This is a genomic window from Lysinibacillus sp. FSL H8-0500 (assembly GCF_038051955.1).
Classification (GTDB): domain Bacteria; phylum Bacillota; class Bacilli; order Bacillales_A; family Planococcaceae; genus Lysinibacillus; species Lysinibacillus macroides.
This window is the reverse complement of the sequence record NZ_CP150292.1, coordinates 389,770-402,251: the sequence shown is the minus strand read 5'-3', so window position 1 is coordinate 402,251 and position 12,482 is coordinate 389,770. Positions and strand designations below refer to the sequence as shown.

Genomic DNA, 12,482 nt, shown 5'->3' with positions numbered 1-12,482 from the left:
CTTATAAAAAGAGGAATCTTATAGCAATATTTATGAATCAGTTTGAATGTTGGTAAATAATTCGATATAAAGTTGAAAGCGAGGTGTTTTATTTGTATTTCTCAAATATTCAAATTTTAATGCTTGTATTTGCTTTTATTATTGCAGTTCTGGGAGCTGTAAAGATGTATCAAATTAAAAAAGAATATTTAGTGAAGCAGAAAGAATTAGAGGTAGAATCTGAAAAGATTGAATTGGAGAGACTAAAAATAACAGCTACACCTGAGGAAATTTCCAAATAATCTATTTTACTTTTAGTTATTGTTATGCTATTAAATCTTCCATATAGAAAAGTGTCATCCCCTTGTCTATAAGAGGATGACATATTTGTTTAAGCTTCCCCATGCATTGGGTCTTTCTTATGCTTCGGCCCAATCATGTTGAATAAAATATTAAGGATAATCGCTGTGACAGAACCACAAACGATACCATTAGATGTAAGAATTGAAACTTTTTCTGGTAGTGCATCAAAAATGCCAGGAACGACCGATACACCGACACCAAGGCTAACTGCAATAGCAGCAATCATCGCGTTTTCCGCTGATTCATTCATAACAGGTACAAGCATCCCCATACCTTGCGTAATAACCATACCGAACATCGCTAACATTGCCGCACCTAGTACAGATGTAGGAATAATCGTTGTTAACGCTGCAATTTTTGGTAGGAAGCCTAATGCTACAAGTAGACCACCTGTGATGTAAATGACTTTACGGTCCTTTACGCCAGACATACGTGTTAATCCCACGTTTTGTGAAAATGTTGTATATGGGAAGGCATTAAAAATACCGCCAATTACAGAAGCAAGCCCCTCTGAACGATAGCCGCGAGCTAAGTCCTTTGAATCTAATTTTTTATGACAAATATCACTGAGTGCAAAATAGACACCTGATGATTCAACTAGAGATACCATTGCTACAAGTGTCATTGTAATAATAGCCGTTACATCAAATGTTGGCATTCCAAAATAGAAAGGCTGTACCATATGGAAAAAATCTGCCTCTGTCACTGGATTAAAATCAACTTTGCCCATAACTGCACCTAAAATTGTACCAGCCACTAAGCCAATCAGAATAGAAACAGCACGGACAAATCCAGTAGAAAAACGGTAAACAACTAAAATAATCGCTAGTGTAATAAATGCTAACGCAATATTAGAGCCTGATGCAAAATCTTCTGCACCTTGTCCACCCGCCATATTGTTTAATGCTACTGGTAATAAGGAGATACCGATAATCGAAACAACTGAGCCTGTTACGACTGGCGGAAAAAATTTCACAAGCTTTCCAAAGAAGCCTGCAATAATCATGACGATTACTCCTGAAGCAATTATTGAACCATAAATATCTGTAATACCTTGTTCGGGGTTTGTACCAATCGCAATAATGGGACTCACTGCAGTAAATGTACAGCCTAGAACTACTGGCAAACCGATACCGATAAATTTACCTGAATAAACTTGTAACAGTGTAGCGACACCACACATCATAATATCAATCGCCACTAAATAGGTCATCTGTGCTGAATCAAAGCCAATTGCACCACCGATAATTAGTGGGACTAAAATGGCTCCTGCATACATTGCGAGCAAATGTTGAATCGCTAGCGTTGTGGATTTAAAGGTATTCATTACGCGCCAGCCTCCGTAGCAAATGTCACCTTACCATCTTCAAGAGAATCTACAATTGCTAATGATTCTACACGTACGCCTTGTTCACGCAATAATTTACCGCCATCTTGGAAGCCCTTTTCAATAACAATACCAACACCCACAACATGAGCGCCAGCCTGTGTAGCAATATCCAATAAGCCTTTTACCGCTTCCCCATTTGCTAAAAAGTCATCAATAATTAAGACATTGTCGTCTTCATTTAAGAAACTACGTGACACTGAAATATCATTTGTTTCATTTTTTGTGAATGAATGTACCTTTGATGAAAAAAGATTATCTGATAATGTTAAAGATTTACGTTTACGTGCAAATACAACAGGTGCTCCAATTTCTAAGCCTAGCATAACAGATGGCGCAATTCCTGAAGATTCGATTGTTAAAACTTTTGTAATCACTTGGTCAGAAAAGCGATTTGCAAACTCATGACCGATTTCCTTCATTAACATTGGGTCAATTTGATGGTTTAAAAATGAATCGACCTTTAATACGGAGGAAGATAACACTTTACCCTCTTGCATAATTTTATCGTGTAATAACTTCATGGCTGTCATGTCCTTCTTTCTTAAAATTAATAAAAAAACGCTGAATACCTTGATTCCAGTCAGCTACGAGTGGAGCAAAGCATTCAGCGTAAAAACGTCGAAACGAATAGAAAACATCAGAATAATTGAAGTTCTCTAAAAGCATTGCTACCCATAGTCGATTTATTTACGGTAAATCGGTAGAAACTCGCGAGCCCTATTCTCGCTATTATATGAGTGGATTTGTATAAAACCATCAGAATACCCAATTTATCACTTTATTCGGAATAAGCTTTCATCTTCTTCGAAAAAAGTTTGATTTTTCGGAATTTAATGGCATTCTATAGTTTTTTAATTGTAAATGTTCGTGTTTTCAATCAACGTACTGATTATAGCAGACTCTTTTCGAGCTTGCTAGTATTATTTTGATAAATAAAAAAGGTATATTCATAATGACGACATTTTTGTGAAATAACAACATCCTTTCCCAACAAAAACTAAGAGCTGTTAGGAAAGACAAAGTCCTTCCTAACAGCCCAGCTTCTATATCAGTCTTCAATTATCTGTTCAAAAACCTCAGTTTACCATATATTGTATCAAAAATCCTCATAAAACCATCTTTCAGCTTAATTTTATCACTCTTTTTTAGAGCTGCTTCAATAGCCTGTTTTTTCGTGGTAGTGGGTGAAATATTGTAGTCATCTTAATCTGATACTTTTCAGTAATTAGCCACTACAGTCACTCCTACATAGCAATATGCTCACTATCAGTCCATCAATTTTGCATCATTTAGTTCTACGTTTCTTTTTCATTCTAATTAATTCATTGCTAATCGTGTATTCTACAATATCATAAATGGTTACTCTTTTTTATATTCTACAGGCTTCACATCTATTTGATCCACAATAAACTCATTCTTCTTATCATCAAATGCATATGTAATCGTAAAATCAATGACATATGTTGGAGACGGGTATATAGCCACCGACCCTGTAAGGTTTAATTTTATTTTTTGTTTTTCTAAAAAATAAGTAATTTGACCCCCGAAAGCAAGTTCATCCTGCTCTAACTTTAAATCTGGTTGTGGATCGAAACCAAAATCAGCAAATTCAAAATCAAAATTCTGTTCTTTTCCTTGTACTTTCACCGTAATCCCTAACGTATTAGCATCTTTTTTCACAACATTTGATGCTATATACTCTGCAACAATCTCCTTATAATTAGGAAATTTCATTTCTTGCAAATCCTTATCCACAACATGAATATCAAACATACTTAACCCTGTTCCTCTAGCCGTACAAAGAATAATAACAGCTTCCTTCTCCTCATCTCCCGTAACATCTGTATAAAACACTTGTGGGTCTGTTCCTGTATCACCAGGATTTGCCCATTGAAAATCCTTCGCTTTACCATTCATATTGAGCTTGACACCGTTTGTTGCTTTATATAATTTTACTTCGTTGCCTTCAGAAGCACCGATGAATGTTGCATCTGTTATCTCCTCTTGTGTTACTTGTTGTTCACTAGAATGTTGTTTTTGCGCACGATCTCCCTCATTATCTGGACTACATCCTGAAAACATAACAGCGCTTACCAATAACATCGCACCAAATTCATTTTTCAATTTCAAATTGCTCCTTTCCTATTTCTTAAACTATTAAAATACATTTCAATTATGATGATTCAAATTTTAACGTCATTTTCCTTATTTGTGTCCCATGCACTTGATAGATTGCTTCCATATGCTGAATAATCTTTTGCGAGAGGAATATAATGATATCAAATAAATGAAATGCTTCCCCGACTAAGAACAGCAACATCCTATCCTAACAAAAACTAAGAGCTGTTAGGAAAGACAAAATCCTTCCTAACAGCCCAGCTTCTATATCAGTCTTCAATATCTTGTTCAAAAGTTACGATTTCTCCGGAGATTGCATTAACATCTACTTCATATTCATATTGGCCATCTCTAATTTCAATTTCATAAAAGCCGCCATCCAGCTTAATTTTTGTCACTGTCCCTTGTACTTTTTTTAGAGCTGCTTCAATAGCCTGCTCCTTCGTAATCATTTTCGTAGTAGTGGCTGGAACATTATAGTCATCCCAATCATCATTATCTCGATACTCTTTTCTCTGCTTTAATAGCTTCCCACTATAGGCATCAAATTTTAAGTCGTACTCTTCCGTATCCGTATGCACCTCTACTTCATAAATAGAACGGCCAAGCTCAATGTCTACTACTGTTCCATCCACAACCGCTAAAGCCTTCTTCTCTATTTCCTGCATAGTTAATACCTTTTTTTCTTGGGCATTTCCTGATAATAACGTTGTAGAACCAATAGCAGCGCCAACTCCAAGGGTAACCACTAATGCTGGAATTATCATTATTTTTCTCATGTCCATCTCTCCTTTACTTTATCTATTATTAGCTTACCAAGGAAAGATGATAGGACTATAAGGAGAACATTAGAATTTCATGAGAATGGATTAGTGATCGTCATCCCATATAACAGACATGACTTTTCCTGAGACAGCATGAATTTGAAAAGTAGCTTCATCGTCCTTTGTTTCAATTTCGACTAAATAGTAGCCACCCTCTGCTGTTTCTTCAAAATCCACTGAGTCTACTTCCCCCTCTAATTGCTGCTGTGCTATATGAATAGCGTGTTGTGCCGAAAGGATTTGTCCCTCTATAGGCTGCTTAGACGGTTCGATATCCCTTTCAGCTATAATTTCACCTGAAAAGGCATCTACTGTTAACTCTTTTTGCTTGTTCTCTTTTTCAACACGCATTGTATATACATTATCTGCTAATATAACGCTCTCTATCTCACTGTATTCTTTTTTAACTAACTGTCTTATTTCGTTTTCTGTTAGCAATAATTGATTGTGTACTTCTTTGACCTTTAAATCTGCTACTTCCTGTGTTATCGCATCAAACATAGCGGTGTACGTTATTTTATCTCTCGTAAAAAGCATTTCATAGTTATTTCCTTGTTTCCCCACCTGTGTCACATGTGCCTGATAGATTGTTTCAATATGCTGTACAGCCTCTGCCTCACTAAGTGGCTCAGCATGAAAATAACGATATTGAATAAACCAAATTATCCCACTACAAAGAAGGAGAGTAACAGCAATTATCACCATCCATTTTTTCATCGCTGTTCCTCCTTTGGTATACATAAGGTAAAGCTCGAGCCTTCCCCAAGTGTACTTTCCACATCTATCGTAATGCCCAATTGTTTAGCAAGCTCATAAGCAATGGCAAGCCCTAATCCTGAGCCACCTGTTTTTCGATTACGATCCTCTGTTACACGGTAAAAGCGCTCAAATAAATGAGGAATATGCTCTGCTGGAATACCGATGCCAAAATCCTGAATCGTAACCCTTACACAATTGGTCGTTTCCTTAGCAGAAATACGCACTTCATCCTCGCTATATTTCCGTGCATTATCCAGTAAAATAAACAATAGCTGCTTTAAGATTTTTTCATCACTAGCAATATAGATTGACAGTGATACATCGACTATAAATGTTCGATGATAAGCCTGTTGCATTTGCGTAGCAACTTTATCTAAAAATGGCACAAGCTCAAGCTGTTCAAAGTGGATGTCCAGATGCTCGTTATTTTTGGCTAGCTCTAGCAGTTGTAGCACCATTTCATGCATACGAGATGATTCATTGACAATAGCTTGTAGCGATTCCTGCGCTACTTCCCTATTATCAAAGCCCCTTCTTAACAGTAATTTTGCATAGCTTTCAATAACTGTTATAGGTGTTTTTAATTCATGAGAAGCATTGGACACAAACTCCTGTTGCTTTTGATAATGCTGTTCAAGCTTCTCCATCATTATATTGAAAGTACGATTAATATCGGTTAATTCATCTCCACCCTTGCTTGGAATGTCTATTTTTTCATATTTCCCTGTCAGCGCACTTTTACGCATCGTGTTATTTAAACGCTCTAATGGTAATAAAATCAGACGCCCAAGCATTAGGCTTGCTAAAAAAATCGGAATTGTTGCCATCACAGATACAACGACTAATATCACCTTTAATAGCTCCAATGTACTTGCTACTGCTTCCATAGATTGTTGCAATGTTATAGCTACAACCGTACCATCAACCCATATTGCTGGCATTGTATAGCTGATAGAGGGACCATCTGGCATTTCGAGGGTAGCCTGAACCTTTGTTTTTAAATGCTCTCCTTCATAAATATAAACAGCACCATCTGTTGGCATATAGGCTCTTAATACTTGTTGGAGATCGGTTTGAGCATTTAATTGACTTAATGTGGTGCTTAATTCATTTGCACGTGTCTGAAGCTGATTATGTTCTGTGTTGTAGGCAAATTTCTCATACAAAAAATAAATGCCACTATTGGTTGCTATTAAAATAACGAGCATTAACAAGGTTGTTAGCAGATGAATTTTTGTCTTAAGTCTCATAGCTCTGTTCCTTCAGCACATATCCGACACCACGCACTGTTTGAATAAGAGGCGTTGCATTAGCAGCTTCAAGCTTTTGCCGAACATAACGAATATAAACATCCACCACATTCGTATCCCCATAATAGTCATAGCCCCAAACAGCCTCTAGTAGCTGTTCTCTTGTTAGTACCTGCTTTGGATGCTTCAGCAAATAGCGCAATAAATCATACTCTCGTGGTGTCAGTTGAATTTCCTTATCAAAATATACAACTTCTCTTGTTTGTTCATTTATAGATAAATGTCCAAATGTAAGAGCTATTTGCTTTGGGCTAGCCTTTTGTGAAAACCGTAAAGCGTTACGAATACGTGCCAGTAATTCCTCAATTTCAAAAGGTTTTGTTACATAATCATTTGCTCCTAGATCCAGTCCTTTTACCTTATCCTCTACCTCACTTTTAGCCGTCAGCATAATAACAGGCGTCTGTGCTTCTGTTGCACGGATACGTTTTAGCACATCGATACCACTCATCTCAGGTAGCATAATATCTAGTAAAATTAGATCCCACTGCTGCTCACGGTATAGCAACAAGCCCTCTGTTCCTGTATGTGCCATCTCTGCCTCATAGCCTTCAAATTGAAGCTCAAGCTGTAGCACTCTCGCAATATTTTCTTCATCCTCTATAATTAAAATTCGATGGGGCATGTCGAATCAGTCCTTCTTCTTTTCTTACATCGTAAACGATACGGGAGGTCAAAGTCTAATTAGAAAACAATGAGAAAAAAATCTCACCAAAAGCCTTGTTGATCGCTAAGGGTGAGATTTTTAGTTAGTGGTGCAAAGCTCTATATAATAATGCTGCGAACTCTGCGCGTGTCACAGGGTCATTCGGTCTAAAGTTCCCATTATCACCGATTGCGATACCATTGGCTGCAAGAATGGCAATATAATCATAAGCCCAATGCGTTGCGGGTACATCTTTAAATGTTTCTTGCTCAGTAGCAGTAAAGTTAAAAGCCACTACCAATACTTTTGCCATTTGAGCGCGTGTCATATTAGCGTTTGGCTGGAAGTTGCCATCTATGCCATCAAATAGTCCAGCCTGCTGTACCTGATTAATTACCTCCCAATAGAGATGACTCTCTGGAATATCATTAAATGCTAGCGCCTCTTTTTTCGGCTCTAGCTCTAATGCCCGTGTCAGCATCAACGCAACATGCTGGCGCTGAATCGGTGCATTTGGCTGGAATGTACCATCTGGATAACCTGTAATGATGCCTTGCTTCGCCATCTCCTGAATCATCTGCCATGCCCAGTGATGCTGTAAGATATCTGAGAAAATTATAGCTGCTTCTGGCTGTGGCGCTGGCTCTGGTGATTGTGGCTCTAATAGCTCTTCCAGTTTAGGCTGTTCTGGCTTTTCAGGCATGGTTGGCTCTGGCGTTGGTGCTGATTCTGTTGGTGTTGGAGCTGGAGACGAATTACTGCTTCCTCCCCCACCTGACGAACCATTTGCGAGCCATTTGGCATATAAAGTAAGATCCGCTATCATTACATCTGTATTAAAATTCCACGTTGTTGTGAATTGAGCATCCTTATACCACCCTGCAAATGTATAGCCTGCTTTTGTTGGATCAGCAGGCTTAGTTGCTAGTGTATTATAAATAACCTGTTGTGACGGAACCGAGCTTCCACCTGTTGTATTAAAATTTAATGTATATTGTACTACGTTCCACTTGGCATACAAGATTGTATCTTCTATTATCACATCTGTAGCAAAGTCCCAAGGAATATTCAATGCCTCATCCTTATACCAACCCGCAAATGTATGCCCTGCTTTTGTCGGAGCTGTTGGTTCACTTACTTGCCCCTTATATATTACGGTAACAGGAGTAATTACTGTTCCTCCATTTGTATGAAATGTGACGTCATATGAATTTGCTACCCATTTCGCATACAAGGTAAGATTTGATTCTTCAATATCAATCAGGCTATTTACTGCATAATCTATACCATCCCCAGCAGTAGTGCTGTTCCAACCCTCAAATGCAAAGCCTGTTTTCTCTAAAGCCCCTATATTATCTAGGATCATTGCTTGAGCATTTCTTGGATACCTATTCGTATCAACTGGTGTATTTCCTTGTACAGAGCCATTTCCATCATAGATAATCTGATAAGTAAGTAATTCGAACAGGTGATTATATTGATTTGCATACGCTTGTGCAGTCGATGCATCATGACCATAAATAGTTAAATCACTTGGATTCATATTAAAAATGTCTTCTAAAAGAATCGTTGCATCCGATAATATTTTTACATGCTTAAGATCATTGTCAGTAAAGGCGTTATCCTCAATAGTTATTACATTTTTAGGAATTTCCACACTACTAATTTGATTCTCTCCAAATGCCCATCTACCAATATTCGTTACACTACTAGGGATCTCTATAGTTGTTAGTTGATTATCGAGAAATACACTTTCCGCTATGCTTGTTATGCTTAAGGGAATGGTCACATTCGAAAGCTGATTTGTGGCAAATGCGTATTCTCCTATACTTGTGACACTAGAAGGAATTGCTAAAGAGGTAAGTTGATTATCTGAAAATGCCCATTCTCCTATGGACTTCAAGGTTTCCGGCAGCTCAATGCTTGTTAATTGGTTTTCTGTAAATGCGAAATCCTCAATTGTCTTAAGTTGACTTGGTAGCTTTATTGTAGCAAGCTTATTATCTAAAAATGCATATGTGCCAATTTGTGTGACCTGATCTGGTATTTCTATAGTAGTAAGTTTATTCGTAAAGAATACACCTTCACCTATTTTTGTAAGGTTATTGGGTAGTTTCACATATGTTAATTGATTTTCTGCAAATGCCACATCTCCAATACTGGTTACACTGTCTGGTATAACCACCTCAGTAAGACCTTTTTCACCAAATGCTCCACTACCTATAGCTGTTACTAACCTACCATTTACCTGGCTTGGAATGGTGATCGCCGTATCTGTACCAATGTAATCTCTAATCGTTACTGTTCCATCCCTATTATTTGTCCATTCATAGTCCGCTTCATTAGCAAAAGTAACAGGCATTTTTATTATTATCATAAAGAAAAATAGTATGAACCATATTCCATATCTAACACTTTGAATTTTCATATAGACTCTCCTTTCTTTAAATTCTCCTTTATCTTAAAGGTAATCATTTATGCCTGCTATTGAGGAATGTTAATTGTTTTCATGCAAAAAATCCGCTACCTAGAAACGATAGCGGATGACCTTATTCCATTGGTTTTAATAATATTGCCTGTGCTCGGTTTTTAACACCTAGCTTACTGTAAATTCCTGAAAGATAGACGCGTATTGTACCTTCAGATAAAAATAGCTGCTCGGCTATTTCCTTATTAGAAGCACCTTCAGATAATAACGAAAATATTTCCCGTTCACGAGCTGAAAGGGACTCTAATACTGGTATTTGCTTATGCTTTTGAGCACACTCTAGTAAATGTTCAACATAATTCATGGAAACCTCACTCCACTCCTTATTAGAGGATTGCTGTCGAAGAGCTTTATAATTTTTTAATAAAGTATATGTTTGAGGCTCATCCATAAAGGTTCTGATATATTGATACGGCTCAGCTAATTTTAGGGCTTGATGTAATGTCCATAAAGCTTCCTCTGTTTTCTCTTGCTTTGCTAGACAAGTGGCGAATAAAGTCATTGCCTCAATCCAAGTAGATAGCTGCCCTTGTTGCTCTGCCTGTGATCTTACTTCTACAATAAGTTGCTGTGCTTCTAAAAGCTGTTCCTTCATCAGCAAGATCCGTGCTTTAACAAGTGAATAGAATGGCGAATCCATTGCTATATTTTCTTCAAACTTGGCTAGCTCCTGCTCTGCTTGAACAATATGATTTTCACGTAAAAATACAAGTGCCTTCATCACCCTGATCATATCTATCCAATAATGTTCGCTGACAATCTCCATTGCATGGTCTAACACAGCTTGCGCTACAATATACTGATTATCTAAAACAGCTATTTTACTTTTTAACATGTACATCGGTACTAATAATCCTGCATCTTGAAATTGATGACCAGCACGTAAAGCCTCCTCTAACTCTATGGATAGCTCATCAAAGCGATGCCACTCATATAATTTTTCCGCACGCATGCCATAGCTATAACCTGTCATGCTTAAATCCCTAAACTCACCTGTTCGAAACTTTGCAAAAAAGGACATTGCTTGTTCATCTGAAAGTAGCTTCCCTTTAGAGCCTATATTTGTTCGAAACAACATATGCTCCTTCTGGTTATATTGTATAAAGATAGCATCCCATTTTGAACCAGCAGGCTTTCTCTCCAGCCTTTGCCGAATGTATTCTGCCCCTTGTGCAAGGTTGCCATTTTTCATAACAACAATATAGGCTTTCACCCCTAAAAAATCATCTACAGCAGATGCATATTCAGCTTTTTCCATCCATTGATTGGCTTCATTCTTTTGTTCCAGCTCCACTATCATTTGATAGGCCTCGTCCAAATTGTGCAATACAGCAAGTGTATAGGCATACATTACCATCAACTCTGGATGAACCTCACAACCATTCGCCAATAAAATATTCATCCAGTTTATATAAGAGGTGGATTGTCCACAGGAAAGGAAGGTTACAATATGTTCATGAATCCATTGTTCTGCATAGGTGAAAATCTCACCACTTAATGCAAGCTCAATAGCAGATAAAAAATGACCACTGTTATATAAGGAAACAGCAGCTTTTTCATATAGTGCCAAAATATCTTGATGAGAAAATTGCTTCTGCAGCTCTTGTCGTAATGTTTGTCTAAATAGATTGTGGTATTTATAAATCTGTTGTTGTGCTTCAATTCTACTAATAAATAATCCCTGTTTCTCAAGCTCTACTAAAACCTGTTGAGCATCGTGACGAGCCGTTAGAAGATTACAAGTAGCAGGAGTTAGTTGCTCCAGCAACGAAGTATAAAGAAGGAACGTTTGAAGAGGTGGATCAAGCTTGGCAAAAATCTCTTTCACTAAATATTGCGTGACATACGAATTACTTCCTTTTAATGGTTCATCATCAGCCTTGCTAAATCTAGCTAAATTCGTTAATTGCAAGCCGATAGCCCAGCCCTCTGTTCTATCAAAAACCTCTTGTAGCTCCTTTGTATCCATTTGTCTATTAAGCTTATGATAAAATTCCTTTATCTCCTCATATGTAAAAAGAAGTTGCTCTACACCAATTTCCACTAAATAGTGGTTTAGTCGCCATTTTATAAAAGGGAGCGAAACCGTTGATCTGCTTGCTAGATAAATAACGCAATGCTCTGGTAAGAAATCAATAAGACGAGTCATCATTTGATGAATTGCCTCATTGTGAATATGATGATAATCATCAATCATTATATGAATTTCCTTGGTAGATTGCGCTAATTCATGCAAGAAGGTATCTACTAAATAGGCTAATGGTAGCTGTGGCTGAGCATGAAGAATGGCTGTAATACGAGCTACTGATTCTGTAGGTAAAGCATGACTAATCGCATGCATAAGTAATTTCCAATAACGCATCGGATCATTATCCGTTTGATCCACTGTATACCAAGCAACGGCTGAATCAAGCTGATAAAACCAGCTACTTACTGAGGTCGTTTTACCATACCCAGCTGGCGCCTGTACTACTATAAGCTTGGCCTGTGCTTGTTGAAAAATAGCCGTTAAACGTTGTCGATGAATAATGTGCTTACTTATTTTAGGTATAGTTGTTTTCGAGGCTAATAAAATATTTGGCATCTTTTCACCCCCTTCTACTTT

General features: G+C 37.5%; 10 protein-coding genes and 1 riboswitch. Of the genes, 1 reads left to right on the top strand and 9 read right to left on the bottom strand.

Annotation, left to right across the window (positions count from 1 at the left end; all coding sequences use genetic code 11):
• The first annotated feature begins 92 nt into the window (after positions 1-92).
• Positions 93-281: a hypothetical protein gene (locus MHB44_RS01830; RefSeq protein ID WP_053993383.1), complete on the top strand. Its 189-nt coding sequence runs from the start codon at positions 93-95 to the stop codon at positions 279-281.
• An 89-nt stretch (positions 282-370) separates the two neighbouring features.
• On the opposite strand, the gene MHB44_RS01825 is transcribed toward MHB44_RS01830, so the two are convergent.
• The 9 genes from MHB44_RS01825 to MHB44_RS01785 all read right to left on the bottom strand — a co-directional run bounded on the left by MHB44_RS01825 (position 371) and on the right by MHB44_RS01785 (position 12,461).
• The gene (locus MHB44_RS01825; protein ID WP_341301340.1) at positions 371-1,669 is read right to left on the bottom strand and encodes a nucleobase:cation symporter-2 family protein; all 1,299 of its coding nucleotides are present in this window, start codon (positions 1,667-1,669) and stop codon (positions 371-373) included.
• Entirely contained in the window at positions 1,669-2,253 is a 585-nt protein-coding gene (locus tag MHB44_RS01820) for a xanthine phosphoribosyltransferase (RefSeq protein WP_341301339.1), read from the bottom strand. Before MHB44_RS01820 ends, MHB44_RS01825 begins: the two co-directional genes overlap by 1 nt.
• 134 nt (positions 2,254-2,387) lie before the next feature.
• A riboswitch (purine riboswitch) is annotated at positions 2,388-2,489 on the bottom strand.
• 602 nt (positions 2,490-3,091) lie between these two features.
• The gene (locus tag MHB44_RS01815; RefSeq protein ID WP_341301338.1) at positions 3,092-3,856 is read right to left on the bottom strand and encodes a hypothetical protein; all 765 of its coding nucleotides are present in this window, start codon (positions 3,854-3,856) and stop codon (positions 3,092-3,094) included.
• A 263-nt stretch (positions 3,857-4,119) separates the two neighbouring features.
• Positions 4,120-4,629, bottom strand: coding sequence for a PepSY domain-containing protein (locus MHB44_RS01810; protein ID WP_053993385.1), 510 nt, complete (start codon positions 4,627-4,629; stop codon positions 4,120-4,122).
• Positions 4,630-4,719: 90 nt separating this feature from the next.
• Complete coding sequence (locus MHB44_RS01805) at positions 4,720-5,391, bottom strand: PepSY domain-containing protein (RefSeq protein WP_341301337.1); 672 nt, start codon at positions 5,389-5,391, stop codon at positions 4,720-4,722.
• Positions 5,388-6,683 (bottom strand): HAMP domain-containing sensor histidine kinase, encoded by a 1,296-nt coding sequence (locus tag MHB44_RS01800; protein WP_341301336.1) that lies wholly within the window; start codon positions 6,681-6,683, stop codon positions 5,388-5,390. The genes MHB44_RS01805 and MHB44_RS01800 overlap by 4 nt, the downstream gene beginning before the upstream one ends.
• Positions 6,673-7,368 carry a response regulator transcription factor gene (locus tag MHB44_RS01795; RefSeq protein ID WP_341301335.1) on the bottom strand — a complete coding sequence of 232 codons (696 nt, stop codon included), beginning with the start codon at positions 7,366-7,368 and terminating at the stop codon, positions 6,673-6,675. Before MHB44_RS01795 ends, MHB44_RS01800 begins: the two co-directional genes overlap by 11 nt.
• A gap of 124 nt (positions 7,369-7,492) precedes the next feature.
• On the bottom strand, positions 7,493-9,817 hold the full coding sequence (locus MHB44_RS01790) for a leucine-rich repeat protein (protein WP_341301334.1): 2,325 nt from the start codon (positions 9,815-9,817) through the stop codon (positions 7,493-7,495).
• A 121-nt stretch (positions 9,818-9,938) separates the two neighbouring features.
• Positions 9,939-12,461, bottom strand: a complete 2,523-nt coding sequence (locus MHB44_RS01785) for a LuxR C-terminal-related transcriptional regulator (protein ID WP_341301333.1) — start codon at positions 12,459-12,461, stop codon at positions 9,939-9,941.
• Positions 12,462-12,482: the final 21 nt, after the last annotated feature.